The 25,192-nt window shown below is 35.5% G+C and carries 28 protein-coding genes; 20 read left to right on the top strand and 8 right to left on the bottom strand.

The genetic code is table 11. From position 1 onward, the window contains the following. Positions 1-1,715: 1,715 nt before the first annotated feature. Positions 1,716-2,219 carry a DUF1648 domain-containing protein gene (locus JNUCC52_RS03555; protein ID WP_172771306.1) on the bottom strand — a complete coding sequence of 168 codons (504 nt, stop codon included), beginning with the start codon at positions 2,217-2,219 and terminating at the stop codon, positions 1,716-1,718. 90 nt (positions 2,220-2,309) lie between these two features. Between JNUCC52_RS03555 and JNUCC52_RS03550 the strand changes: the two genes are divergently transcribed. The 3 genes from JNUCC52_RS03550 (at position 2,310) to tsaA (ending at position 4,553) form a co-directional block, all read left to right on the top strand. After that, positions 2,310-3,050 (top strand): sulfite exporter TauE/SafE family protein, encoded by a 741-nt coding sequence (locus JNUCC52_RS03550; RefSeq protein WP_337981421.1) that lies wholly within the window; start codon positions 2,310-2,312, stop codon positions 3,048-3,050. 11 nt (positions 3,051-3,061) lie between these two features. Next, on the top strand, positions 3,062-3,997 hold the full coding sequence (locus JNUCC52_RS03545; protein ID WP_337981420.1) for a PD-(D/E)XK nuclease family protein: 936 nt from the start codon (positions 3,062-3,064) through the stop codon (positions 3,995-3,997). 94 nt (positions 3,998-4,091) lie between these two features. Next, positions 4,092-4,553: a tRNA (N6-threonylcarbamoyladenosine(37)-N6)-methyltransferase TrmO gene (gene tsaA / locus JNUCC52_RS03540; RefSeq protein WP_337981419.1), complete on the top strand. Its 462-nt coding sequence runs from the start codon at positions 4,092-4,094 to the stop codon at positions 4,551-4,553. Positions 4,554-4,874: 321 nt separating this feature from the next. Here the strand turns inward: tsaA and JNUCC52_RS03535 are convergent, their stop codons facing one another. Next, the gene (locus tag JNUCC52_RS03535; RefSeq protein WP_337981418.1) at positions 4,875-5,105 is read right to left on the bottom strand and encodes a hypothetical protein; all 231 of its coding nucleotides are present in this window, start codon (positions 5,103-5,105) and stop codon (positions 4,875-4,877) included. Positions 5,106-5,199: 94 nt separating this feature from the next. Between JNUCC52_RS03535 and JNUCC52_RS03530 the strand changes: the two genes are divergently transcribed. Then, positions 5,200-5,625: a hypothetical protein gene (locus JNUCC52_RS03530; RefSeq protein ID WP_337981417.1), complete on the top strand. Its 426-nt coding sequence runs from the start codon at positions 5,200-5,202 to the stop codon at positions 5,623-5,625. Between the two features lie 102 nt (positions 5,626-5,727). On the opposite strand, the gene JNUCC52_RS03525 is transcribed toward JNUCC52_RS03530, so the two are convergent. Together JNUCC52_RS03525 and JNUCC52_RS03520 are read right to left on the bottom strand one after the other, a co-directional pair. Continuing rightward, positions 5,728-6,513 carry a hydralysin-2 gene (locus tag JNUCC52_RS03525; RefSeq protein WP_172771311.1) on the bottom strand — a complete coding sequence of 262 codons (786 nt, stop codon included), beginning with the start codon at positions 6,511-6,513 and terminating at the stop codon, positions 5,728-5,730. Between the two features lie 234 nt (positions 6,514-6,747). Further along, positions 6,748-7,059 (bottom strand): hypothetical protein, encoded by a 312-nt coding sequence (locus JNUCC52_RS03520; RefSeq protein ID WP_337981416.1) that lies wholly within the window; start codon positions 7,057-7,059, stop codon positions 6,748-6,750. Between the two features lie 121 nt (positions 7,060-7,180). On the opposite strand from JNUCC52_RS03520, the gene JNUCC52_RS03515 reads away from it, so the two are divergent. Both JNUCC52_RS03515 and JNUCC52_RS03510 read left to right on the top strand, forming a co-directional pair. After that, entirely contained in the window at positions 7,181-7,366 is a 186-nt protein-coding gene (locus JNUCC52_RS03515; protein ID WP_337981415.1) for a transmembrane Fragile-X-F protein, read from the top strand. Between the two features lie 96 nt (positions 7,367-7,462). Then, a complete protein-coding gene (locus JNUCC52_RS03510; protein WP_337981414.1) occupies positions 7,463-7,903 on the top strand; it encodes a GNAT family N-acetyltransferase in 441 nt (146 codons plus the stop codon). A 133-nt stretch (positions 7,904-8,036) separates the two neighbouring features. Here the strand turns inward: JNUCC52_RS03510 and JNUCC52_RS03505 are convergent, their stop codons facing one another. Beyond that, positions 8,037-8,465, bottom strand: a complete 429-nt coding sequence (locus JNUCC52_RS03505; protein ID WP_337981413.1) for a DUF5301 domain-containing protein — start codon at positions 8,463-8,465, stop codon at positions 8,037-8,039. Between the two features lie 93 nt (positions 8,466-8,558). Between JNUCC52_RS03505 and JNUCC52_RS03500 the strand changes: the two genes are divergently transcribed. The 5 genes from JNUCC52_RS03500 (at position 8,559) to JNUCC52_RS03480 (ending at position 14,120) form a co-directional block, all read left to right on the top strand. Continuing rightward, positions 8,559-10,247: an AAA family ATPase gene (locus JNUCC52_RS03500; protein ID WP_337981412.1), complete on the top strand. Its 1,689-nt coding sequence runs from the start codon at positions 8,559-8,561 to the stop codon at positions 10,245-10,247. A gap of 353 nt (positions 10,248-10,600) precedes the next feature. Then, positions 10,601-11,212: a histidine phosphatase family protein gene (locus JNUCC52_RS03495; RefSeq protein WP_337981411.1), complete on the top strand. Its 612-nt coding sequence runs from the start codon at positions 10,601-10,603 to the stop codon at positions 11,210-11,212. Between the two features lie 123 nt (positions 11,213-11,335). Continuing rightward, entirely contained in the window at positions 11,336-12,172 is an 837-nt protein-coding gene (locus tag JNUCC52_RS03490) for a D-alanyl-D-alanine carboxypeptidase family protein (RefSeq protein WP_337981410.1), read from the top strand. A 10-nt stretch (positions 12,173-12,182) separates the two neighbouring features. Then, the gene (locus JNUCC52_RS03485) at positions 12,183-12,740 is read left to right on the top strand and encodes a hypothetical protein (RefSeq protein WP_337981409.1); all 558 of its coding nucleotides are present in this window, start codon (positions 12,183-12,185) and stop codon (positions 12,738-12,740) included. Positions 12,741-12,854: 114 nt separating this feature from the next. After that, complete coding sequence (locus tag JNUCC52_RS03480; RefSeq protein ID WP_337981408.1) at positions 12,855-14,120, top strand: polysaccharide deacetylase family protein; 1,266 nt, start codon at positions 12,855-12,857, stop codon at positions 14,118-14,120. 81 nt (positions 14,121-14,201) lie between these two features. Here JNUCC52_RS03480 and gltS read toward each other — a convergent pair whose 3' ends face one another. After that, the gene (gene gltS / locus JNUCC52_RS03475) at positions 14,202-15,386 is read right to left on the bottom strand and encodes a sodium/glutamate symporter (protein WP_172771320.1); all 1,185 of its coding nucleotides are present in this window, start codon (positions 15,384-15,386) and stop codon (positions 14,202-14,204) included. After that, positions 15,383-16,348: a formimidoylglutamase gene (gene hutG, locus JNUCC52_RS03470; protein ID WP_172771929.1), complete on the bottom strand. Its 966-nt coding sequence runs from the start codon at positions 16,346-16,348 to the stop codon at positions 15,383-15,385. The genes gltS and hutG overlap by 4 nt, the downstream gene beginning before the upstream one ends. A 128-nt stretch (positions 16,349-16,476) precedes the next feature. On the opposite strand from hutG, the gene JNUCC52_RS03465 reads away from it, so the two are divergent. From JNUCC52_RS03465 to JNUCC52_RS03430, 8 genes are all read left to right on the top strand, one after another. Further along, complete coding sequence (locus tag JNUCC52_RS03465) at positions 16,477-17,367, top strand: LysR family transcriptional regulator (protein ID WP_172771321.1); 891 nt, start codon at positions 16,477-16,479, stop codon at positions 17,365-17,367. 226 nt (positions 17,368-17,593) lie between these two features. Continuing rightward, the gene (locus tag JNUCC52_RS03460; RefSeq protein WP_337981407.1) at positions 17,594-18,829 is read left to right on the top strand and encodes an acyl-CoA dehydrogenase family protein; all 1,236 of its coding nucleotides are present in this window, start codon (positions 17,594-17,596) and stop codon (positions 18,827-18,829) included. Beyond that, a complete protein-coding gene (locus JNUCC52_RS03455) occupies positions 18,826-19,602 on the top strand; it encodes an SDR family oxidoreductase (protein WP_172771323.1) in 777 nt (258 codons plus the stop codon). Before JNUCC52_RS03460 ends, JNUCC52_RS03455 begins: the two co-directional genes overlap by 4 nt. An 11-nt stretch (positions 19,603-19,613) precedes the next feature. After that, positions 19,614-20,660 (top strand): phosphotransferase family protein, encoded by a 1,047-nt coding sequence (locus JNUCC52_RS03450; RefSeq protein WP_337981406.1) that lies wholly within the window; start codon positions 19,614-19,616, stop codon positions 20,658-20,660. Between the two features lie 612 nt (positions 20,661-21,272). Next, the gene (locus JNUCC52_RS03445; protein ID WP_337981405.1) at positions 21,273-21,968 is read left to right on the top strand and encodes a S8 family serine peptidase; all 696 of its coding nucleotides are present in this window, start codon (positions 21,273-21,275) and stop codon (positions 21,966-21,968) included. Positions 21,969-21,987: 19 nt separating this feature from the next. Then, positions 21,988-22,887, top strand: a complete 900-nt coding sequence (locus JNUCC52_RS03440; RefSeq protein ID WP_172771326.1) for an SAR2788 family putative toxin — start codon at positions 21,988-21,990, stop codon at positions 22,885-22,887. A 17-nt stretch (positions 22,888-22,904) separates the two neighbouring features. Further along, positions 22,905-23,276, top strand: a complete 372-nt coding sequence (locus tag JNUCC52_RS03435; protein ID WP_337981404.1) for a hypothetical protein — start codon at positions 22,905-22,907, stop codon at positions 23,274-23,276. Positions 23,277-23,351: 75 nt separating this feature from the next. Continuing rightward, the gene (locus JNUCC52_RS03430; protein ID WP_172771328.1) at positions 23,352-23,750 is read left to right on the top strand and encodes a hypothetical protein; all 399 of its coding nucleotides are present in this window, start codon (positions 23,352-23,354) and stop codon (positions 23,748-23,750) included. 603 nt (positions 23,751-24,353) lie between these two features. Here JNUCC52_RS03430 and JNUCC52_RS03425 read toward each other — a convergent pair. Further along, positions 24,354-24,557 (bottom strand): hypothetical protein, encoded by a 204-nt coding sequence (locus JNUCC52_RS03425; RefSeq protein ID WP_337981403.1) that lies wholly within the window; start codon positions 24,555-24,557, stop codon positions 24,354-24,356. A 169-nt stretch (positions 24,558-24,726) separates the two neighbouring features. On the opposite strand from JNUCC52_RS03425, the gene JNUCC52_RS03420 reads away from it, so the two are divergent. Beyond that, positions 24,727-25,170 carry a hypothetical protein gene (locus JNUCC52_RS03420; protein WP_172771329.1) on the top strand — a complete coding sequence of 148 codons (444 nt, stop codon included), beginning with the start codon at positions 24,727-24,729 and terminating at the stop codon, positions 25,168-25,170. The last annotated feature ends 22 nt before the right edge of the window (positions 25,171-25,192 follow it).

Below are 25,192 nucleotides of genomic sequence, written 5' to 3'. Positions count from 1 at the left end.
TAAAAGTTAATTCTACCTTTTCAACGCTTAATAAAGAGCATATGATTTGAATTTTATGAGTTGAAAATGTGCATCTTACTTATTTTTAAATGGGTAGTTTAGAATGAAAAATATGACACCTACAAATACCGCAAAAATAATTGAGCTTATTAGGTTGGATATACTGATATATCAGTGTTCACAATTATCATGATGAAAATACTACTAGAGAAAAATAAAGATGCTACTACCTAATCTACTTTTTAATTATTCACAGTTACTTTTTCCAGGGAATTTCTTATTTATTTCTTCTGCAAAGCGAGAACCTCTTCGTCATTTGGGTATTCGTTCGCAACCGTTTATTCTGTAAATACACCATGAATAGAAAACATTACAATAACAACGACCATAGTTCCTTTAAATAATGTATATGGACTATTTTTTATCATAATATCACTCCAGTTTAATGTATTTAATAAAAATTATTTGCTATTAAATGGGTACTTTAAAATAAAAAATATCCCAGTAGCTATTGCAGCAAAAAGTGTATAAGCGAGTAAATCTTTTAGGTTGAAATCTTCCAGATCCTTCAATAACTTAACGAAAAAAGCGATAAAGAAAAAGCCAGATGCGATTAATGCTTTATCTTTTTTTGTATTATCTTTAATGGAGAACACCTCCTGAATATTTTGAGGAAGAGTCATTTAATTTAAATAGAAGAGGTTCATATATGAATGAATGCCTATCCACCGAACTCCATTAGTAATAGAAGTACTAGTCAAATCCAAAAGGAAATCTTATATCCAAAAGTGTAACAATACATGTTAAGAAAAGAGCCCATACCATTGTCGTTAGTAACCTTCTTGTATAGGAGGATTTTGGTGTTTCCTTGTAAGGAGAACCCGTTACAAACAAAGATACAAAAATAATTAACGTAAAGTACAAAAAATAGGCGAGTGATTGATAATACCACATGAATCGTCACCAACTTTCTATTAAGAATGAAACGGTAAATTGTATTCCAGCATAAGAAGGTAGTAGGTTCAGTTGCTATGCTCCATTCCTATTAAAAGGGAATGGAGCAAATATTGTATAGTTTATTTACCATTCACACGAAGTAAAGAAAAGTCTAATCAAATCCAAAAGGAAATCTTATATCTAAAAGAGTAACAATACATGTCATGATAAGAGCCACTACCATAGAGGCTAGTAATCTTCTTGTATAAGAAGACTTTGGGGTCTCCTTGTAAGGAGAACCCCTTACAAATGAAGGAATAAAAATAATTAGCGTAAAGTACAAAAAATATGCGAGCGATTGATAATACCACATAATACTTCACCAACTTTCCTTGAAGTACGAAATGGTTGATAACTTGAATGGTACTTTTTGCACGAGAATATTACTAACTAAAATTCTTACATGCCAAATACCTAATTTCATAGTTGTAGGGTCGATTCGTAAATGAGGATTTGCCTAATCTTTAGTTGCGGATTTTTCGAATAGTAGAAGGTTGTTCCTTTGTTGTTCCCCAACTCGACATAAGTCGTCCTCCTTTGTCATTTTATCGTGTATTTACAAAAATTTTATCATTGAGAATAATTCTCAGTCAATGGATTTATGGGCGAATTTTATCGTTTTTTTGTTATTAGTCGATGATGGAAAAGGGGCGCTACAATCAGCAATTTGGCACTGTGTTATTATAAAAAAAGCTAGTTGCACAAAGGTGATTGTGCAGCTAGCTTTTTGTTTTATGTTGGAGGTATAGTCCACGGATAATACCCGCAATAAAGATGATAAACAACAAGGCAAGAAATCCATACGCATGCCATTGTTGTAAAATACGATTGTGTCCCATTGCCACTGATAAATCATTGAAAAGTGAGTATGTAAAATACAGCAAAATACTGTTTTTCATAAGGCAGAAGGTGATTATCCCATTTTGTCGCTCGATATGAGATAAGGTAGGCTTATGTTTACGTACTAATGGATAAGCCGCTTTTATTTCCAAGTAATGCAAAAGTAAAAAGAGCATTAACGCTACAAATGGTAAATAAAAGATAGCGATTTTAGGCCCGAACTGTGCATGGTCCGTCGTAAAGCTTTGTAAAACTGGAATGGAGGAGGGGAGTTTATGATATTGAAGTACAGTTGCGGTAATGCCAGCTGTAAAAATGGTTGCCACAATTATTGTTAGTTGTTTACACAGTTTTGGGGTAGGTGTTTTTAGTTGTTCATGCATACGATCACCTCGATATTGACTTCTTTCAAAATAGGATTCTGTTATACTGTAACATAAGATTGATATCAAGTGGTTAGAAAGAAGGATTAGATGGAATACGTTTTATTTTTAGTGATCGGTATTGCAGGGAATGTCATCGGCACATTAGTTGGCGGTGGTGGATTAATTACATTACCAACAATGATGCTGATGGGTGTACCAGTTCACTCAGCAATTGGAGCGAATAAAGTTTCCAATATGGTAAGTGCTTTTTCTAGCTTTTATACGATTTTTAAAAGAAAGGAATTGTCTTGGTCGGAAATGCGTTCAGTTCTGCTTGTATCTTTGATTGGTGGAACATTGGGTGGGCTCTTTGCTTCCTTTATGAGCGGTCAGACGTTAACGCTTATTGCTATTATTTTACTTGGCTTCGCACTCATTATGTCGTTTATCGGTGGTGCTGATTTCGGTGAAGTAGAAAGCTTTAAAATGAATAGAAAAAACGGACCCATTTTGCTGGGCGTAGGATTTTATGATGGCTTATTTGGCCCTGGTAGTAGTACATTGGCGTTGTATACGTATGCGCATGAAAAACTTTCCTATATAAAAGCTGTAGGCTTGTCTCGTGTTGGCGTTTTTGCGATGTGCTCAGGGGCAGCCATTACGTATATTGCCACTGGAAAAATAGAATGGCCGCTCACAATCGTTTTAATGCTTGGATCCATTATTGGTGCACAAATTGGCATTGTCCTTGCAAGAAAGGTAAAGGCAAATCAAGTCAAGATACTGTTACGTGTTGTAACAATAGTGCTTATTTTACAACTTATTTATGATTTCTTCCAACAGTTATAAGGAGGGTTCGCATGTTTGAAATTTCACCTTTTCCAACATTTTCGTGGTCACTTTCACGCCATAAAACATTAACAAGCTGCGCCAGAAAATATGGCTATGAATACTATTTTTCTCATAATGGATGGCTGAGCCATCAGGTGGAACCATTTCACCAGCATGTATATCGCTTAAAAAAGCTGCAAGCGATGCCTATATTATTTGGACAAATTGTCCATCGATTAATCGAGCAAACGATTATCGATTATTTGCAAACGAAGACAGTACCGTCTGTGTCAGAGCTTGTAAATCGTGCGCGTGGTCAGTTAAATGCTGCCTTTATTGATTCGACTCGCCACGTGGATTTATGGAGACATAAACCTAATAAGTTTTACATGATGCAGGAAATCTATTATGAAGGAAAGCTAAATGCTGAACTAATTACGGACTATAAAAATCGTTTAGAAGCGGTATTTACGAACTTCCTTTTAAGTGAGACGTTTTTACAAATTACTGCGCATACAGGCTCATTACGAATTGGAGAGCCCGAACAGTTTCGCTCGATGAAAATTGAGGATACGCAAGTTTTTGTCGTGATGGACTTTCATTATTACGATGATATAGAAGATAAATGGATTATTATTGACTGGAAAACAGGTGGCCAATCAGACGATGATCGTCAGCAATTAGCACTTTATGCTTATTATATCCAACAAAAATACGGTGTTTCATTAGAAAAAATCGAAGTTTATAATGAATATTTAGTGACAGGGGAACGCAAACAATATATGTTTACATCGTTCGATATGGACAATATTTTACATACATTTCGACACAGTGTTTTAGAAATGAAAAAGTTTCAAGCCGATATACTTTCAAACGAGCCTGTAGATCTTGAAGATTTTGAGCAAACACAAGATAAATGGCGCTGTTTGAGATGTAATTTTAAAGAGTTATGTGCCAACAAATGAGTTGGAAAACTAAGCAAGTGACCAATCATTAATCATCGAAATGATTTTTTTGTGGAAATTATCAAAATAAAGTCTCAAGGGAGGAGAGTTAACTATGCAATACTCTATACAGCCAGTAGCGATTGTAAATAATAATAGAAAAGAAATTGAGGATGATAATTGGGGTTCAATAATGTCGACAATTGAACTTACAGAAAATTTTAATGAATTGTCTTTAAAGGGTGTTGACGAGTTTTCTCACTTGGAAATCATTTTTTATTTTGATAAGGTTGCTGATGAAAAAATTCAGTACGATGCAAGGCATCCTAGAAACAATAAAAATTATCCTGAGGTTGGTATTTTTGCACAAAGAGGAAAAAATAGACCTAATAAATTGGGGGTAACTATTGTAGAACTAATAGAAATAAAACAAAAAACATTAATTGTTAAAGGATTAGATGCGATAGACGGAACTCCGATTATTGATATTAAACCTGTAATGAGAGAGTTCTTACCAAAAGGAGATGTGAAACAGCCAAATTGGTCAACGTCATTAATGGATAAATATTGGGGTTAAATTAATTTTTTCTAACGTAATTTACCTATTTTGTAGTATTGAAAAAAGACCACCCCCGTGATGAACTGCCCCCTAATTGATAGATTGTGTCTAACAATCGGGGGTGCGGTTCAGTGATGGGGGTCTTTTGCTATTGTTACTAAAAGTGACTAATAGGTGACCTAAAACGATTATTAATTAGAGCTTTTGATTTACACTTAAACTATATGGAAGCTATAATTATATTTCAAGCTGAAACGGGCAAGTAAACTAGATGGATTTTGGGTAAACAGCAGATAGAAGAACTATGTGTAACATAAATCAATGATAGCTATAGTAAGGTCATTTGTTTAAAACAAAAAAAGCGACAATCGCAATAAATGTGAATAAAACGTTTAAAAGCATATAGACAGGTCGTAGTTCTTTATACGTGACTATCATCGCAATGATCGATGATAAAACTGCTAAAGGAATAGTGATATAAAAGATGTCCCACAAATAGAAGCCATCAATGTAAACAAATACTGTTAAAACAGCAGTAATAATGGTCCACTTCATTGTGTTATTTGACATAATATTTCCTCCTTATGCTTAAAAATACAAAAAAATAATAGCATAATTAGGCGATTATCGTAAACTATGAGACTACAAGGAGATGTAATGCAGCGTGTTTAAAAAATTGATAGTAATAAGTGCTGTTGTAACAATGTTAGCAGCTTGCAGCAATAATGAAGATGAGGCTACAAAACAGGATACCTCTCAACAGCAGGAGAAACAGGAAAATCAACAAGGAAAAGACCAGGTTGAACAACCAGTACAGCCAGAACAAAATGTACAAGGTGAAGATAAGGAAAATATTGACCTTAGTGAATGGACTTCATTACCTGAATATAGCAAAATTACCGAACAAATCGACAATAAAGACGACATTCACTTTGAAAAGGTAACCGATACCCGTGATAAACGTATTTTATTAATTATCGATGAAAATGGCACAAAGCTTTATAAATCTATTTTTATTAAAAATACGAATCGTTTAAAAATAATTAATATAAAAGATGGCGGACAAATTTTTAACGAAGCTTTGTCCTAATGTAGACCTGAATTTTTGTTGAAGGGTCCTATCAGTGATTTCTCTTTATTCTAAGTCATAGTAAAATCGGTGGGTATGAGTTAACCCACCGATAAAGTAAAGCTATTTAGTTAATGCCATAAATTCACTTAATTCTTCAGCTGTTAAAGGCTCTGTTTTACCAATCTCCGTATGAACATCAAAGACGGCGGAGTTTTTAATTGTTCCAGATATTTCTCCAGAAGTATTTTTGAGTACACTTGTCGCATTAAGGAACCAAAAATAATGATCTTGTACTCTCTTAGGGAAGTTTGCACCAAACATGCCATTGACAAAAATCGGTGCACGAAAATGCATCGTCTCTTTTTTTAATGTCCCAACTATTACAACCTTCTTCTTACTTCTTGGTGGTACTGTTACCTCTATCTTGGCAGTTGCCGTTTTTGATTCTGTTTCAGTTTTTGATTCCCCTATAGTAGTACTAACAGAGAATTCCATCCCTGATTCAAAAAAGCCCTCTATTGTAAATTTAGAAGCGAAAGTTAAGCCTGTTGTACTTTCTGTAGACCATGTTTGTTGACTTTGCCAACTGCCTTGAACTTCTAAAGTCATAGTGGCTGCTTCATCCCCATGATTTACAGCAATATTACTACCGACTATGACAGATTTAGGGGGTGCCCCGTCTCCCTTAGTATACGTAAAGTCACCAAGTGTTTTGTAGCAAGGGTGGCCATATTGCTCAGTGATTGCAGGCGTAACTCCTTTAAAATAAGTTTCGCTATTTACTGCAATACCATCTGGATTTACTTTGAATTTTTCTTTGAATGCTTCTCTCACTTTGTCATAACTTGAATTCATTGCAGGTAAATCTGAAAATAAAAATTTCTCTCGTATTAGCTGAGTTTGCATTTATTTCCCTCCTAGTATAGTGGTGCTTTTTAGTTAAATTGAGTTTCTACCTTAACCTAAAAGTAAACCTCCTTCATTTCTATTTTGATACTCAACTTATGTAAGTACCTCACTATAACTGTAAAACAATAAGGGACAATGAAATACTGATAAATGTTAATAATTGGATTATTAACATTTTTTAATATGTTTTAATAACGAGCGATTCATATGATTGTATCTGCGGTTGCACAACTAGCTAGAACCAATTAACTGAACAAGTGCCCAATAATCAATATAAAAGAGATAATTGCCATGAAAACTAACGTTAGTTATCGTAATCGTAATATAGCTAATAATTAAAGTAGCCCTATTTTTAACATCTTTCATCCCAATAAGGGCTAGAAAGAAACATCCTATTGTTAGGAGCAATATAGCTTTCAAAGGATGAAAATGAAAATGTACGATAAAAAAGTTTAAAAATGTTGCGGATGAACTGACAATAAGAAATATAATAATGGTACCTATTAATAAAATCAGTGACCATATAGTTAAGGTTATTTCCATACATTCCCTCCTGTTTTATTTAAACGAATTTTTTACCTCTATGTTCCATAGAATGCCTTCCTATAAATAAGTTGAATCGGCTATACTTTGTACTAAATAAGTGATTAATGGTGGTGAGATTGTGGGAGTAGCAGAAGTTTTAACCATTGTCTTTATTGTGCTAAAGCTAACTGAAGTCATTACATGGTCGTGGTGGATAGTGCTGTTACCATCGCTCATTTCTTTTAGTATTTACGTACTGCTTTTACTAGGAAAGGTAGCCATCGTTATAGCAACGATAGTGACGGTGAAGAAACGTAAAAAATGATAGGTGTTGAATGAAGACTAGGGTAGTTTAATTAGTAGAAATATCGGACGATAAACGAAGGAGAGATAGCTTTGCAGTGTATTAAGGGGGAAAACGATGAATTATAATGTAGAAGTTTTATTAGAAAATCATGAAGCATTTGTCACATTTCTAAATACTAGTTTAAGAGAGTTTAATAATGAACATTCTCGATACCATAAAGAAATAAGAAAAGTGGGAGCTGTGCAGCCTTTAAATGTTATTGTTTCAAATGATAATGAATGGATTGGCGGATTAACCGCGGAGGTTTATTGGGATTGGCTCGAAATTAATAAGTTTTGGTTTAGTAAGGAATATCGTCGACAAGGATTAGGTGAAAAATTGTTGTTACAAGCGGAAGCAACCGCAATAAGGATGGGGGCCACAAAGGCATTGTTAACTACATATGACTTTCAAGCTCGCTCGTTTTATGAAGCGAGAGGCTATATAGTTGTTGGGGAAATAAAAGATTATCCCCCTGGAAGTAGCTATTACACAATGGTTAAACATTTAGTTTAATAATGCTATTTGCCAATAAAACTACTTTAGGGCACAGTGTAAGACGCAATATTCAATGCGCGGTTTTTGCGTCTTACAACATGTACTGTTCCCACATGATTTACTGAGGATTCATTCTAATTTTAATCGTATATTAAAATAATTCTTCAATATACTTAGTATCCAGTTTGTCTAATAATTTATAGTCTTTCATGTAATTTTCCTCGTATAAATAAACAAATAGATGTGTTGAATCATCAAGGCGAATGCCGACTTCACGATTATCATTAATTCGTAATGTTAACCAGTATGCCTCTTTAAAATCTGACTTCGCAAAAAATACTTTTCGAATTTCTTTGTTCTTAAATAACTGCATAATATTACTGATATTATCTGCATCTGTTACCGTAATTGTTTTTTCATCAGATGCTCGAATAATTTCAATTTCATTAATCTCTTCGATATCAAGCCGATCGATCACTTCTTTATTGAAAGTAGAATCTCGAGTTAGTAATGATGTCGTCACAAACAAGATAATTAGGGGGAATAGGACAATTAAAATTAGTTTATAAATTTTTTTCATGGTACTCTCCTTAAATTCTAAAAATTCACACATATGTATTCTGTTCCACGCTATAATTGAGCATATACTGAATTGATAAAGGAAGGCAATAAAATGAACTATAATCATCAAGAAAAAGAGCTTTTTTACCCAGATGGGAAAATAATGTACCGTGGTGGCGTTAAGAAAAACGATTTTGGCCATGATATTTATGATGGCAAGGGGACTATTTTTGATCAGGAGGGAGAGGTGTTATTCGAGGGAGAATTCGTCAATCATATGAAGCAAGGCAACGGCATTATGTATTTAAAAGGTCAAAAAGTTTATCAAGGCGAATTTATCCAAAATAAAAAACAAGGTACAGGTATTTTATATAAAGACGGAAAGGTCTATTATGAGGGACATTTTCGTAATGACTTAATGGATGGCTATGGCATTTTATATTATGAAGAGGATGTCATTGCACCATTTAAAGATTGTCGTGAGCAATATCCGCACTTAAATCGACCGCAATTTGAGGGGGATTTTGTGCATGGTATGAAAAAGGGTAAGGGTATACAATATTATCCAAGTGGTTTTTTACAATACGAAGGTGATTTTATGTGGAACCATATGCAAGGGGCAGGTAAGCTGTATTATGTTCCAGAGGCACCTACCGAGATGGAGCTTCAATCGGGTGTAACGCCTTTACACTTTGAAGGTTATTTCTTTGAAGATATGAAGCATGGAAAAGGGAAAGTCTTTTCAAGACAAGGTGTGCTTGAATCGGAAGGGCATTTTAAAGAGGATGTTATGACAGGTAAAGGCACACTTTATTATAGCAATGGACAAGCATCCTATAATGGCGACCTTGTCAACGGGCTAAAGCATGGTCGTGGCGATTATTATAATGAAGAAGGCAAAATCATTTATAGTGGAGAATTTATCAACGGTGAGCGTTTGCGCATTACACCAGAAATAGAGAGAGAAATAGCTAAACTACAGGCGCAATTAGATGGGCTTGTAGGGCTTCCAAATGCAAAAAAGGAATTACATAATTTAATCAACTTTATTAAAATTCAAAGCTTACGTGTTGACCATGGCTTAACGAGCTTCCCTATAACGTATCATCTCGTATTCTCGGGAAACCCTGGAACTGGAAAAACAACGGTCGCTCGCATTATTGGTCAAATTTACAAACATCTTGGCGTATTGTCCAGTGGCCATTTCGTTGAGACAGATCGTGCAGGGCTCGTAGCGGGCTATGTTGGTCAAACAGCCCTAAAAGTACAAGAAGTGGTGAAAAAGGCAACAGGTGGCGTGTTATTTATTGACGAAGCTTATTCATTAATTAATGATAAGCAGGATGCATTTGGTAAAGAGGCGATTGATAGCTTATTAAAAGCAATGGAAGATTTACGCGATGATTTAGTTATCATTGTGGCAGGCTATACAGAGCTCATGGAGGAATTTTTACAAGCTAATCCAGGATTCAAATCGCGCTTTAATCATTTTGTGCAATTTGATAACTTTAGCACAGATGAGTTATATGAAATATTTGCGATGCTATGTAAAAATAACGATTATCGTTATGGCGATGCTTTTGCACAGCATATGAAATCCCAATTAAACCAGATACCTGTTGAAACAATCCCGAATTTCTCAAACGGACGTTATATTCGAAATGTATTTGAAAAGCTGGTGACAATTCAGTCAAATCGTTTAATCCAGCAGCAAAATATTACGAGAAGTGAACTGATGGAATTTGCGGAGGCAGATATTGTCCAAGCGATTTCTGAAGATCTTTTTGATAGTACGTTTTAATAACTTAACATCACAATGCATGGCAACTATATAAATATCATATATATAAGAAATGAAAATATAGAAAATAGATAATTTTTATCTAGTAGGGAGAGCTTGATGAAGAAAATAGTGCCATGGTTGTTGGTTCTTGCGTGTGTTTTACCAACATTTTTACACATTAAGATTACAATCAATAACAACATCGATGTTCATAAAGGGAATAAAACACAAGATTAGGCGTATCACCTCATTGCCCCTAGCAATCTGTTACGGGGCTTTTTTATGTTCTTTCAATTGACGAAATTTAGAAAAAACCATATTCTAAATTAAACATACGGTAGTGTATGTCTTTTTGGATTGGGGGGAAATGTTTGAATCAAATAATTTATTTATTGCGTCACGGAGAAACAGTTTTAAATACTCAAGGACGATATCAAGGCGAGCTTGATTCACCATTAACGGCTATTGGCATCGAACAAGTTCAGCAAAATGCGGATATGTTGAAAAGTTTAATTGGTGATTCGCAACAGTGGCAAGTATTTTCAAGCCCTTTAGGAAGGGCCTTGCAGAGCACCGAAATAATATGCAATACGATGGGCTATGATTTTAACAATGTACAACAGGACAATCGACTAGCTGAGGTTGCTGTTGGGGATTGGGCGGGCTTAACGACGAAAGAAATCGAACATACTTGGCCTACTCTTTTAGATCAAACAGATCATTATAACTGGTTTTTCAATGCGCCAAATGGTGAAAGCTACGACGCCGTTGTAAGTAGACTAACGGATTGGCTTGATAGTATAAAAGATGTACCAAAAGTAATTGTCATTTCACATGGTCTAACAGGGCGAATTTTACGGGGCATCTATGCTGGTCTTGCAAAAGAAGATGCATTGAAGTTAGATGTTTCACAAGATGTATTTTTTAAATTAACACATAAAAACATCCAAAACATTTCATTAGCATTCGATGATTTTTATTAAAAAGTAGCGGTTGTTTTATTACATAATGTGAAGTGATATACAATCCTTAAGAATTTCTTCATAAATTTCCTACAGGAATATTCATAATTGCCTCCTATTATAATGTGTGGGAGGCGTTTTTTTATGAAAAAATTTGTATTATTTTGTTGTATATGTGCGGTTGCAATATTTTTCTATACTAATAAAACAAACGAACAAGTAGTGGACATTGAGCTACCATCGTTACATAGTAAAAATGCTTTATTATTAAACGATAACGGCGATGTGTTATATGAAAAAAATGCAGATGCCATTATCTATCCTGCATCGTTAACAAAAATCATGACGGCAATCGTAGCGATTGAGGCGAGTAAAGATCTTCAAATGCAAACGATGGTTACGCCACAAACAATTGCAAAGTATACTGCCCAAAATGCTTCGATGGCTGGCTTCCAAGGTGGAGATTTTGTGACGATTGAGGATTTATTATACGGTACATTACTGGCATCAGGTGCCGATGCAACTGCTACGCTTGCTATTGCTATCGCAGGTAGTGAGGAGGCATTTGTTGCTATGATGAACGATAAAGTGCAGGAGCTAGAATTAAATGATACGCATTACGAAAATGTTAGTGGGCTCCATCATCCAGCACATGTATCAAGTGTTCGTGATATTAGTAAGCTCTTTCAATATGCACTGGAGAATCCTACATTTTATCAAATTTTGACTACAAAAAGTTATACGACATTAGTGCCAAATGAATTAACGATATCCAGCACATTATTTACAAAAATGGATGGTGTGGAAGGTGCAATTCTTGGTGGGAAAACAGGTTATACACCTGAGGCAGGACTGTGCTTAGCGTCTTTAATGGAAAAGAACGGTGAAGTATTTATTTTCGTTACGACGAATGCAGAAGGGCATGTTTGGACACCTCCATTTCATGTTGAAGATGCCATGGCAGCTTATCAAGCACTATAGGAGGAAAATAATGAAAAAAATAATAGCTTCTTTTCTTTTTTGCTTAGTTTTAATTACAGGATGCACTGCTCAAGCGCCTGAAGTAAAAGAGGAGCAGGCCACTTGGGAGCCTTTAATTGGCACATATGTGGGGGATGCGATGAATGTTGGCAAAATTGCGAATACAGTCTTTTTACATGGGGATACAATCGACCACTTTGATTTGCGAGGGGAGGTGCTACGCGTTATCTATAAAAATGATGATCAAGCATTAAGTGAATGGTTCTCGTCATCTATATCTAAAGATAAAGCCATCGTTTATAACGCTATGATGGGTGCCATTTTAGTACCAAACGCGAAGGGTTATGGTTTTGAAGTGGATGGTGAAGGGTATGAAATTTCTAGAGATGTCTTAATAGATGAGATGGAAAATCTATTTTCTACAATACCTAATGGCAATGAATTTTTTGATAAAACAAAGGTAAAGGCATTTTTGCAAACACATGAGCAAACAATTCAGCAGTATGCTGTTGATTCAGATTATCAAAAAGCATTGTTAGCTAAATTTACAATTAGCAAATCTGGTTGATTATTACTATTTTCTGGAGAGAAATCTTCATCTATAATTAAAATCAAATCCTATGTTTTTAGCATATTTTACACGGGAGATGACATCAGAGATTGTAAAAGGCGGTGTAGAATAATGAAAAAATTAGTACCCTTTGCTTTGATTTGGGCATTTTTTTGTAGCATTGTGATGGTAGGGCAAGCTTCTGCAAAGACAGAAAATGTGGCCACCATCCTGCAAGTTACAAAGGATGCAATGGTCTATGTAGATGCTTCAACTGAAAGTAATGTTAGTGGTCATGTAACAAATGGCAGTTTTGTGTTAGCCACACCTTTAAATGAAGAGTGGGTCCATATCCAAATGTCCCAGCTAGAGGGATATGTAGAAGCAACAGCTTTAACCGTAGTTACACCTGAAAAAGCATTAGTCGCAAAAAAAGGTGGCACCAATTTATTTACATATCCAAGTCCAAATGCACAAAAGGCTGGACAGCTATATGAAAATAGTATGCTCTTTGTGTATGGTACAGCGCCTGGAGGTTGGTCGTATGTTCAATACGGACATCAATACGGCTATGCAGCGACAAATACGCTTAAAAAGCCGACAGCGATCAAAAAGCAGGTAGATGCTCCTAACGGGGCTATGATTCATTTAACAGCGAGTCCAAGCGGTGAAGTGCTAGGTACGCTTGCTAACAAAACGATTGTTCAGCAATATACAATTGTGGCAGGTTGGGCATATGTTGAAGCAGGTGAACAAAAAGGTTACATAAAGGCTTCTGAGCTAACTGATTTAACAATTATTGATAATAAAGTTTATAATAAAGGGGTTGCTGTAGCGAAAGGAGCTAAAAAACGAGTCGCTTTAACATTCGATGATGGTCCTGATGCCAAAGTAACACCGCAAATATTAGCGATTTTAAAAAAGCACAATGTGAAGGCGACATTTTTTATGGTTGGAAAAAATGCGTCAAGCAACGCTAAAATTGTAGAGCAAGTATATAAAGAAGGTCATGAAATTGGTAACCATACATGGAATCATCCAAAGCTAACTAGCTTATCGAAAGCAAGTGTTAAACAAGAAGTTGATCGAACAAGCAATGCTATTTATGATGCGATTGGTCAATATCCAACTGTGTTCCGACCACCTTATGGCGCTACAAATGACCAAGTTCGATCTGTCATAACGGTGCCTTCTATTTTATGGTCTATAGATACACTTGACTGGAAGCATCGCAATGCCGACAAAATTCTAACATATGTTAAAGCATCTGTGAAAGATGGAAGCATTATTTTAATGCATGATATTCATCAGACGACAGCAAATGGGTTAGAAAATGTCATTCTTTATTTACAGAAACAAGGTTATGAATGCGTAACCGTTAGCGACATATTACATTAAATCAATCTCGTATCATCTTACTATAATAATAGAAGAAGCCGTGCAACTGTCATACTAAGACTGTGCACGGCTTTTTAAATGTTATTTAAATAAGTTAATTGTTGTAATAATAATAGGGATACCAAAAACATCGATTAAAAATGCGCCTACAATTGGTACAACTAGGAAAGCTTTTGTAGAAGGACCAAAACGTTGAACTACGGCAGACATATTCGCCATCGCATTTGGTGTTGCACCTAAACCATGTCCTGCGAAACCTGCAACCATAACGGCAGCATCATAATTTTTACCGAGTAATTTAAATAATACAAATATACAGAATAGAACAATGAATAGTACTTGTACAAACACGATTAAAAATAGTGGTAATGCTAAGTCGGCAATTTCCCATAATTTAATGCTCATTAATGCCATTGACAGGAAGACACCAAGTGTTACGTCACCGATTAAAGAAATACTTTTCATGTTAATCGCATTTGGTTTTACTTTATCTAAAATGTTACGAACGAATACAGCGACAAACATTGCACCGACGTAGCCTGGAAGAACGAAACCTGTAGCTTCAGAGAATAAAGTTCCAACATATGTTCCTAATGCCATACAAAATGTAATAATAACTACCTGTGTAAAGAATGAATCAGATGTAATTTGTTCATTTTTATTTTCATATTCAATTGCTTCAGTTTCTTGTTCATCTGGTGTTAAATTGTATTTGCCAACTAAATATTTTACAATCGGTCCACCGATTAGTCCACCAGCTACTAAGCCACATGTTGCAGCAGCAGCACCGATTGTCATAGCAGATGAAATACCTAAATCTTCTAAAGTTTGTCCAAATGCAGCAGCTGCGCCGTGACCACCTTCCATTGAAACAGCACCAGCCATCATACCGATTAGTGGATGAATGCCCATAAGTGAAGCGAGTGATACACCAATGACGTTTTGCATTAATGCAAGGAATCCACAAGCTAACCAATAAATGACAAGTAGTTTACCGCCAAGCTTTACAAGTTTAAAGCTAGCGCCTAATCCAATAGTTGTGAAAAACGTAATCATAAATAAGCTTTGTAATGACGTATCAAGAGATATTTCTAGCACGCCAGTTGTTTTTAAAATGGTTGCTAAGGCTGCGAACAGTAAGCCACCAACAACTGGTGCTGGAATACAGAAACGCTTTAAAAAGTTTACTTTATTAATAAGAAAGCTTCCGAATGCGAATAGAGCGACTGCGAGAAATATAGTAGTGATTTGATTAATTTCGATCATGAACCGTTCCCCCTAATTAAGTGATTGAGTGCATCGTAGACAAAGTAAGCACCCAATTTGACTGTTTGACCATTTTCATCCAGTAACGGATTCACTTCACATATATCAAACGAATGTGTGTGTGGATGTGATGCTACTTTTTGAATTAAAGAGCGAACAGTTTTTGTATCGAGTCCAAAAGGTGATGGCGCACTTACGCCAGGTGCAAATGCAGTGTTGACGACATCCATACATAAAGTAAGTAAGATCGTATCATGATTATCCATAAAGTGCTGTAAATCATTCATGATATTCGTGTGATTTTCTGCTGTCATTTGTTCTTCTAATACATATTTCACCTGTAGCTCATGTGCTTTGTCAAAAAGCTCTTTTGTATTTCCATAACGCTGAATACCAAGTACAAAATAATCCGCATGTGGATCTTGTTCTAAAATCTGGCGGAACATTGTACCTGATGAAGGTTGTTCATCATATGGGCGTAAATCAAAATGCGCATCAATATTAATAATTCCAATGCTAGCATCTTTTGGTAATGCTGCACGAATGCCTAAATAATGTCCATATAATGTTTCATGACCGCCACCAAGAATAATACACTTCATGTTTTTTGCTCGTAAGCCTTGGACGATTTCACCAAGCTCACGTTGCGCATCCTCTAACGCATGATTTAGGCAAAGAATGTTACCTACATCGATAATTTCCTGTTGGTCTTCAAATGTCCACGGTAAGCTTGCTAACGCTTCACGCAACGCATTTGGGCCATTGGCAGCACCAACACGCCCTTGATTTCGGCGTACTCCTTCATCACATATAAAACCTACAATACCAGCATTTTTCTGTTCTGAAGCGCTTACATCATTAATAGCTATTCTTTTTACTTTTTGATGTAAACGGAAACTGCTAGTATTTGTAGTTGAATCTATTCGACCTTTCCATTGTTTTTGATCTGTCATTGTATACATCTCTTTATCAACTCCATTAACATTATTCATGTAGTGTTAATTTATTATATATTCACATAATTATATTTACTAATATATAATTATTATTAATCTATAGTTTTAAACTATAAATAGGGAGGTATGTTGTTTTGGATTTAAAACAATTACAATATTTTATCGCAGTAATAGAGCACATGAATTACTCGAAAGCAGCCGAAAAATTGCATATTTCTCAGCCTTCTTTAAGTAATGCAATTAAAAAATTAGAACAAGAAGTGGGTTCTGCTTTGCTTGAAAGAAATACAAGAAATTTGCACTTAACTGAAGCGGGTGAGCTTCTATATGAAAGAGCAAAAGTTATATTAAAAAATATGGAAGTGCTAAAAATTGAAATGGACGAGGTCATTGTACATGGTACAAGTGATTTGACTATAGGTGTGATGGAATCAATTAAGCATTGGTTACCAAAAGCGATTGTTGAATATAAAAAGGTCTATCCACAGATGAAGTTCCATTTAGTAGATATTTTAGGCAGCAAACGTGTTAAAAAATCACTAAAAGGTTATAAAACACATGTTATTATTACAAATCAGTTAATAGATGATGAAGAGCTCGAAGTGAAGTGTTTGTATGAGGAAAGACTAGTAGCAGTGTTGCCTTTAAACCATCCGTTAGCGGCAAAAGATGTTTTATCTATTGCGGATTTAGGTAACGAACCTTTCATCATTAGTACAGACGGTTTTCAAACACGCCAAGATATTTTGAAAGCATTTGAAAATGCAAATCAAGAGATTAATGTACAATTTGAAATCGAGCGTTTTGAAACTGCTGTATCACTCGTTCGTGAAAATTTAGGAATTACGATTTTGCCAGAAAATTATTTACAGGGACCAACTGCAAAAACAATTGTTCAGAAAGAAATTGATTGCCCGAATTTACAGCGACATGTTTATTTAGTGTATTTGAAAAATCGGCATCTTCCCTCTGCAATCCGCCAATTTATTGATGGTGTTATACAATATTTTGACAGCGAAAAATAATAATTATATTTTTCTAGAATAGTTAATACCTTGAATAGGTTTTATGGAATAAAGGAAAAAATGGAGCTTGTTTTAGCTGTTTTGTGAACGTATTATCTCGTTTATTCTATTTTTTATGGAATTGATGATTGATTTACATGGCATATAGCGGTAACATTTAATATAAGAATAAGAATGAACAATCATTCATTTTCCATTCACGTTGTCAATCAAAGGGGGCGTTTATATGAATTTTTCTTATAGTGAAAAAGTAGTAGATCTGCAAGAAAAACTGACGAACTTTATGGAGCACTATATTTATCCAAATGAGGCAGTATATGCGGCACAGGTGGAGGCAATGGAGGATCGTTGGGGAGCGATTCCTCCTATTATGGAAGAATTAAAGCGTAAAGCACAGGAAGCGGGGCTATGGAATTTGTTTTTACCTGATAGCAAGTATGGCGCAGGTTTATCGAATTTAGAATATGCTCCTTTATGTGAAATTATGGGGCGTTCATTAATAGCACCGGAAGTCTTTAATTGTAATGCACCTGATACGGGGAATATGGAGGTACTTGTACGCTACGGCTCTGAACAGCAGAAAAAAGAGTGGCTAGAACCGCTATTACGTGGGGAGATTCGGTCTTGCTTTGCCATGACAGAGCCAGCAGTAGCTTCAAGTGATGCCACAAATATTGAGGCTAGTATTGAACGTGATGGCGATTATTACGTTTTAAATGGTCATAAGTGGTGGACAACGGGTGCTGGAGATCCACGATGTAAAGTCGCTATTTTTATGGGAAAACATAAGGGTTCTACGGCACCTGTACATGAACAACAATCGATGATTTTAGTACCGATGGATACACCTGGCGTTAAAATAGAGCGCATGTTAACTGCCTTTGGCTATGATCATGCACCAGAAGGACATGGTGAGGTTACGTTTACAAATGTGCGAGTACCTGTGGAAAATATTTTATGGGGTGAAGGCAAAGGCTTTGCGATTGCACAAGGTCGTTTAGGTCCAGGACGGATTCATCATTGCATGCGCCTAATTGGAGCAGCCGAACGTGCTTTAGAGGAAATGTGTATCCGTTTACAGGAGCGCCATGCTTTCCATCGACCATTAGCAGACCAAGGCGTAATGCGTGAACGTATAGCCGAGTCACGCATTGATATTGAACAGGCAAGACTACTTACGTTAAAGGCTGCCTATATGATGGATACGGTAGGTAATAAAGAGGCGAAGGCTGAAATTGCGATGATCAAGGTTGTTGCACCGAATATGGCATTGCGTGTTATCGATCGTGCAATTCAAGCATTTGGTGCTGCTGGAGTGGGACCCGATACAACATTAGCTGCACAATGGGCCAATTCGCGAACTTTGCGTTTAGCAGACGGACCAGATGAGGTACATCGCAATACTGTAGCGAAGTTGGAACTGAAAAAACATGCCAATAAGCAAAAGGAGCTGGTGAAATGAGTGTACTAGATTTATTTTGCTTAAAAGGGAAAACCGCTATTGTTACTGGTGGTGGGCGCGGACTCGGCGCGCAAATTGCCCAAGGCTTTGCTGAGGCTGGTGCTAATGTTGTGCTCTGCTCACGAAAAGTGGAGGCTTGTGAAGAGGTAGCTGGACAGCTTGCGAAATTGGGTGTCAAAACACTAGCACTTGCCTGTGATGTGACAAAACCAGAAGAGATTACGAATGTCGTAACGAAAACGTTGGAGACGTTCGGCAAGATTGATATTTTAGTAAATAATAGTGGCGCCTCATGGGGTACGCCTGCTGTTGACATGCCGTACGAGGCTTGGCAAAAGGTATTTGATGTGAATGTCAATGGGACATTTTTAATGACACAGGCAGTTGGCAAAGTGATGCTAGAACAAAACGCTGGGAAAATTATTAACATTGCTTCCATTGCAGGGCTTGGTGGGACACTACCTGATTTTATGGATACGATCGGCTATAATGCAAGTAAAGGCGCAGTCATTACGTTAACGAAAGATTTAGCGGTGAAATGGGGACCTGCTGGAGTAAACGTCAATGCTATTGCCCCGGGATTTTTCCCAACGAAAATGTCGAATGTCTTAATTGAAAGAGGACAAGATTATTTAATGGGCGCTACACCTTTAAAGCGTTTAGGTTCTGAAAATGATTTAAAGGGAGTTGCACTATTTTTAGCAGCTGCAGCTTCAGATTATGTTACAGGTGAGGTTATTGTCGTAGATGGTGGTATGAGCGCAATCATTTAAGGGGGGTTCCTATGGATACAATGCAAGTAAGAAGAAGTGAACGGATTGATGCAGAGCAATTACATGCTTTTTTAAAGCGACAATTCCCAGATCTACCAGAGGGGAAACTAGAAATTTCTCAATTTAGTGCTGGCCATTCTAATTTAACTTACTGTTTGAAAATAGCGGATTTTGAAGTCGTACTTCGAAGACCTCCTCTTGGACCAGTGGCAAAAAAGGCGCATGATATGAAGCGTGAATTTACCATTTTATCTGCGCTTCATCCTTTTTTAGCCGTTGTGCCAAAACCATATGTTTATGTCGATGATGATAGCATTATCGGCAGTGATTTTTTCATAATGGAACGAAAAAAGGGCATTGTATTGGATACCCATTTTCCACCTGGTACAGAAACGACAGTACAACTAGCACGTCAGTTATCTGAAAAAATGGTGGATTCATTAGTAGCACTCCATGCCATACCATATAAGGAAACGCCCTTAATAGACATGGTCAAGCCTGATGGGTTTATGGAACGTCAGGTGCATAGCTGGATTGATCGTTACGATAAAGCAAAAACAGCGGAGCTTTCAGAGGTAGCAGCGCTAACGGCTTGGTTAAAGGCCAATATACCGACAAATGCTGAAGCGACAATTATTCATTATGATTATAAATTCAATAATGCGATGTTTTCACACGATTTTTCACAAATGATTGGGCTTTTTGATTGGGAAATGACAACAGTAGGGGATCCTTTAGCTGATCTCGGTGTTGCCATGAGCTACTGGATGCATGCAGATGACCCAAAAATGTTGTTGTATGCGCTAGGGGAGCCACCGATTACGATTTTACCTGGCTTTTATACAAGAGAAGAGTTTATCGCACGCTATGCGGAGAAAAGTGGCCGTGATGTCTCAGCAATCCATTATTATATAACATTTGCTTATTTTAAATTAGCGGTGATTTGCCAACAGATTTATTACCGCTATGTAAACGGGCAAACGAAGGATGATCGTTTTGCACAAATGGATACGATGGTAGCTGCACTTATTCAGCAAGCTGCTAAAAGTATTAAGTAAAAGTAGGTTAATAGAGACTGTTTGATTGTAGATGCTCCTAATTTTCGGGGGCATTTACAATCTTTTTTTGTTGGTTGCGTCTATAATTGTTAGAAAATACCAACAGATTATCCGACACTATATTTTCTAGTTTTAAATTATCTTCTCGCACCATTGTCTTAGTATAAAACTAAATATTCACGATAAAGAAATTAAAGAGGGGGGAATGTGTGTTCTTTTTTTGGAGTAAAATGACTCATACATATATAGCAAAATCAGTATTTTTACGAAAAAACTCATCAAAGTCTTTCTGAACTCTCTTATTAAATTCCTTTTTAATAAAACTATCAAATTTAATGTCGAAATATTTAAGTAACCTTTGTACTCGAACTGAAAAAAGTGTCGAAAAAATGAATTTTAAGAGTAAATTTGTATTTAATGTATTCAATTTTTTTAAATATTCAATTAATATATAATTGTCGAGAAAGACAAAACTATTAATTTCTGAAATGTATTGAAGGAGGTATATATGAAAAAGTTTCTTTTTTTGTATTTGCTACCTTAATCATTATCTTAGTGTTTACTCATCATGTTGTATCAGAAAATCAGGAAGTCCAAAAAGAAAGGTTTAAGGTGGCAATTTTAGATAGTGGTATTAATGAAGAATTTTTGGAAAGTGGTATTGTTGATGAATTTAATGCAATAGACCCGACATCGCCCACTATTGATGAAATGAGTCATGGAACTCCAATTGCTAATATTATTGAAAATAGTGAGATTGACTTGATTGATGTGAAAGTTTTGGACAAGGACGGTAAGGGGAAGGCAGAAGACTTAGTTAAAGCCATCGAATGGTGTATTGAGCAAGAAGTAGATATTATCAATATCAGCTTTGGTTACCAAACGGAAAATTTAGCTGTCAAAACTGTTATTGGTAAAGCCGTTGCAAATGGAATCCTTATTATTGCAGCTGCTGGCAACACTTTCGGTTTTGGTGTTGATTATCCAGCAAAATATGATGAAGTGATATCTATTACTGCTACAGATACTGAGTTGAGACGACTTAGTTCAACAGGAAAAGGAAAAATTGATTTCGCCTTTGTGGGAGAAGATGTCGTAGCTATAGACAAAAATGGATATTACAGAAAATTTACTGGGACGTCCTATGCAACTGCCAAAGCTACTAAATATATTGCCAGCCTAATGGCTGCAAAAAAGAAATCGTTAAGTAAGGAATCAATAGTGGCACTGTTAAAGCAACAGGCAAAAGATTTAGGTGAAGAAGGTTTGGATCGTGAATATGGATATGGGGTTATAGAAGATAATTAATAACGAAAGGAGATTATTTATGAAAAAGATTATCTCTATATTAATGGTTATTTTTTTGATTTTCGGTGTAACTATCCCGCCTGCAGGTGCAAGTACGATTATACCTATAAATAATATTGAAAATAATAATGAAAAACAGTTGCAAAATGATATTGATACAGAAATTAAAGATGTAGAAAGGGAAATAAGGAAAGAGATAGAAAACGAAATTAAAAATTTATATGGAAAGGAAACACTTGAAGATATTGAATCTTTGGATTTAGGCATCGAATTCCTTAAAAATGGACAAATTATTGTAACTCTTAATTTAAAAACAACTGATTTCGATGCTAGATTTGAGTTAGATATGTATCCAGAAAGCGATACAATTATCTTAACTAGTACCTTTATAGACGATAAAGGTGAAGAGATTCATAAAAAACTCGCGGCAGTTGTGCATGAAAACAAAGACGATGTATTTAAAGCAAGTTTACAAGACATTGAAACAGGTGAAGTTTACAATATTGATTCAACTGAATTAAATGCTTCTGTATTACCGGTTTTTGTGTATGTTGTTGGAGGAGTTGCAATTCGAACAACTGCCAGGTATGTTCTTGGAGTACCAATTAAAAACTTATCTCATAGAGGCTTTAATAGTTTTGACTCTTTAAGAAAATTCTTAGGGAATGCTGGTACAAATAGACAATGGCATCATATTGTTGAACAATCACAAATTGCAAAGTCTGGCTTTAGTAAAACATCTATTCACAATACTCGTAATATCGTATCCATTGATATACAACATCATCAAAGAATTACAGGATACTATAATTCTATTCAACCTCATACGGAAGGTAAACGAGTAAGGGATTGGATAGCTGGAAAGAGTTGGGATTATCAATATGATTATGGTATAAAAATTATGGATAGTCTACGATAATAATATGAGGTGATAATGTGCAAGATGAGAAAATATTAGTTGAAACATTTATCAATCATTGCTTGATAGCAGAAGAAACGCAGATGACTGGAGATTATAAAAGAGGAAATAAATCCAATAGGGCATTGCTAGTTATTTTGGATCAACTAAAGCAATCATCCGAACTTGCTACAGCAGTGTTAGATGAGTTGTTTCTACATGAAAATACTTTTGTTTTATATGTTTGCAGTATTTATGCAATTGTAGTGGACTATCGCAGAGCGGATGCTTTAAAAATGCTTGAAAAGATTGCAGGAATGGGACAGAATATGACCAGTTTTCATGCAAGCATAGTTCTTGAACAATATGAATCCGGCGAACTTTTTAAACTGTATGGCGTAAGTAAATAAGCTACCACTAAGAAAATAGCTCAGAAATGATAGTTGAGGATTTTTCTCTAAATTAACTTAAAAGTGGTGATTTAGATGGATAGTCAAATGAGTTTACTAATGGAGGTTCATGAATTAATTAAAGAATACTCTAAAATGGGTGATAGTTTACGTCATCCAGAAAATGCGATAATAGGCGTAGAGGAAGAGTTAAAATTAACTGATGAAGAAGTTAAAGCGTTAAAAGCAAATGAATTTGATTTTCATAGTATATGTGGCATTGAAAAGATTGTTCGCGATCGGATGCTTTCAACCTTTTTTCACTTTTTCTGTATTATAGATGGTGTTGGTGATCCTAAATTTAGAAATGATGATACGGTGTGGTTAGGGCTAAAACTAGAACAGAGAGGTCTAGATGAGGAACGAGAGTATGAGGAATTTCTACACGATATGCTATATGAAGCATATTGGAAATGGCAAGAAATGAAATCATAAGATTGTACTAATCAATAAAAGTACTTTAAACAAGGCTACACCTGTTTAGAGTACTTTTATTGCATTAAAATGGTTATAGATTGGGCTGTTTGCCTGGATACGAATGATGATAGATAAACATTGCTATTCATTGCTAAGACTATAGAATGATAGCATCCCTAGACAGAAAATGACGAATAATGTTAAAAAAATATAAAAAATAGTTTTATTTTTCACAAAATTCACCTCCCTTTTGCTATTATCTGTTGCTGAAGGAACTAATAAATGTCATATGTAGAACTACCTAATTTATATACTAGGAATAACCGAAAAATCAAATAATTAAAAAGTTAGAAAGGGTGCAATGTACTTCCAACAAATATTATAAATATGTAGGCTTTATTACTGTAATCACAATCCTTGCCTTACTTCTATTAATTACAAATAACATAAACCAAGAAGTGTTTGTACTCTTATTTATACCGTTAGCTATATTAATGCTAATCTCGGGATTTTTAGAGCTTAAAAACATTTTGAAAAATAAAGAAAATAATTAGGTATATTCTAAAATTAGTGACAAACGCCATTCAGCTAAACGCGCAAGCACTCTAAACGGGGTTATTCCTATATAGAGTGCTTGCCTAGATAAGAATTTTGCCATCGTAATCCTCTTGCAAGATGCTGTGTGCTGTGAATTTCTAAATCAATAATTCCTTCACCAGACCAGAAAGATGCTTGTCTTAATAAGTTTTCTTCAAAAATCCATTTTTTGACAGTGGCGATACCCTTATTCCAATAACCCCCAGCACACAGTAGTAATCTGTACATGTCATCTTGTCATTGGATAAATAACCGTTATTAAAAGTCTAGTTACTTCATTAATATTGAGCCTGAACTTTTTAATTTTAGTAGTTTGAATTGTGAAAAAATATTGAATATTATGTGTTTGTTTTTTATAATTAAAGTGATTTTCAATATTAAGGAGATGATGAAGAAAATGAAGAGACTAAGTATTTTGTTGTGCGCGTTTACATTAGTTTTTGGAATTTTTGCATTTTCGGCAATCTCTTTAGCTGCCGAGGAAACAAGCTCTAATGATGTTAGGGAAATTACACCAATAGCAGAGCCTATAGCAGAATCTGTAGCAGAACCTGAAGAACTACCACTTGGCTTCGACATCAATAAAGAATATGAAGATGGAGAAATAATATCAGAGACAATCACTAAATCTGATATTAATCCGCGAGGTTTTTATCTTTATGCAGATGCATCACATCAAGTGTACTATACATTTAATAGTTCTATACCAACATTGTATCCTTATGAAAAATGGATTGATGGTTATTTATATAGAGGAAATCTAAGATTACAAGGAGCTATGCCAGCGGGAAAGGGTTATTTAGCTACCTATAGTGGAAAGATTTCTACATTTATTAACTAAAAGAAGGTTTTGCTATAACAAG

The organism is Lysinibacillus sp. JNUCC-52 (genome assembly GCF_015999545.1).
Classification (GTDB): Bacteria; Bacillota; Bacilli; order Bacillales_A; family Planococcaceae; genus Lysinibacillus.
The sequence above is the reverse complement of the archived record's forward strand: the minus strand, read 5'-3'. Positions and strand labels throughout refer to the sequence as shown.

Bases quoted from the DNA above. Each gene is read 5' to 3' on its own strand.
- JNUCC52_RS03555 (WP_172771306.1), bottom strand. From the start codon at position 2,219: ATGCATGAACAACTAAAAACACCTACCCCAAAACTGTGTAAACAACTA.
- JNUCC52_RS03550 (WP_337981421.1), top strand. From the start codon at position 2,310: ATGGAATACGTTTTATTTTTAGTGATCGGTATTGCAGGGAATGTCATC.
- JNUCC52_RS03545 (WP_337981420.1), top strand. From the start codon at position 3,062: ATGTTTGAAATTTCACCTTTTCCAACATTTTCGTGGTCACTTTCACGC.
- tsaA (WP_337981419.1), top strand. From the start codon at position 4,092: ATGCAATACTCTATACAGCCAGTAGCGATTGTAAATAATAATAGAAAA.
- JNUCC52_RS03535 (WP_337981418.1), bottom strand. From the start codon at position 5,105: ATGTCAAATAACACAATGAAGTGGACCATTATTACTGCTGTTTTAACA.
- JNUCC52_RS03525 (WP_172771311.1), bottom strand. From the start codon at position 6,513: ATGCAAACTCAGCTAATACGAGAGAAATTTTTATTTTCAGATTTACCT.
- JNUCC52_RS03520 (WP_337981416.1), bottom strand. From the start codon at position 7,059: ATGGAAATAACCTTAACTATATGGTCACTGATTTTATTAATAGGTACC.
- JNUCC52_RS03510 (WP_337981414.1), top strand. From the start codon at position 7,463: ATGAATTATAATGTAGAAGTTTTATTAGAAAATCATGAAGCATTTGTC.
- JNUCC52_RS03505 (WP_337981413.1), bottom strand. From the start codon at position 8,465: ATGAAAAAAATTTATAAACTAATTTTAATTGTCCTATTCCCCCTAATT.
- JNUCC52_RS03500 (WP_337981412.1), top strand. From the start codon at position 8,559: ATGAACTATAATCATCAAGAAAAAGAGCTTTTTTACCCAGATGGGAAA.
- JNUCC52_RS03490 (WP_337981410.1), top strand. From the start codon at position 11,336: ATGAAAAAATTTGTATTATTTTGTTGTATATGTGCGGTTGCAATATTT.
- JNUCC52_RS03485 (WP_337981409.1), top strand. From the start codon at position 12,183: ATGAAAAAAATAATAGCTTCTTTTCTTTTTTGCTTAGTTTTAATTACA.
- JNUCC52_RS03480 (WP_337981408.1), top strand. From the start codon at position 12,855: ATGAAAAAATTAGTACCCTTTGCTTTGATTTGGGCATTTTTTTGTAGC.
- gltS (WP_172771320.1), bottom strand. From the start codon at position 15,386: ATGATCGAAATTAATCAAATCACTACTATATTTCTCGCAGTCGCTCTA.
- hutG (WP_172771929.1), bottom strand. From the start codon at position 16,348: ATGTATACAATGACAGATCAAAAACAATGGAAAGGTCGAATAGATTCA.
- JNUCC52_RS03460 (WP_337981407.1), top strand. From the start codon at position 17,594: ATGAATTTTTCTTATAGTGAAAAAGTAGTAGATCTGCAAGAAAAACTG.
- JNUCC52_RS03455 (WP_172771323.1), top strand. From the start codon at position 18,826: ATGAGTGTACTAGATTTATTTTGCTTAAAAGGGAAAACCGCTATTGTT.
- JNUCC52_RS03450 (WP_337981406.1), top strand. From the start codon at position 19,614: ATGGATACAATGCAAGTAAGAAGAAGTGAACGGATTGATGCAGAGCAA.
- JNUCC52_RS03440 (WP_172771326.1), top strand. From the start codon at position 21,988: ATGAAAAAGATTATCTCTATATTAATGGTTATTTTTTTGATTTTCGGT.
- JNUCC52_RS03430 (WP_172771328.1), top strand. From the start codon at position 23,352: ATGGATAGTCAAATGAGTTTACTAATGGAGGTTCATGAATTAATTAAA.
- JNUCC52_RS03425 (WP_337981403.1), bottom strand. From the start codon at position 24,557: ATGTACAGATTACTACTGTGTGCTGGGGGTTATTGGAATAAGGGTATC.
- JNUCC52_RS03420 (WP_172771329.1), top strand. From the start codon at position 24,727: ATGAAGAGACTAAGTATTTTGTTGTGCGCGTTTACATTAGTTTTTGGA.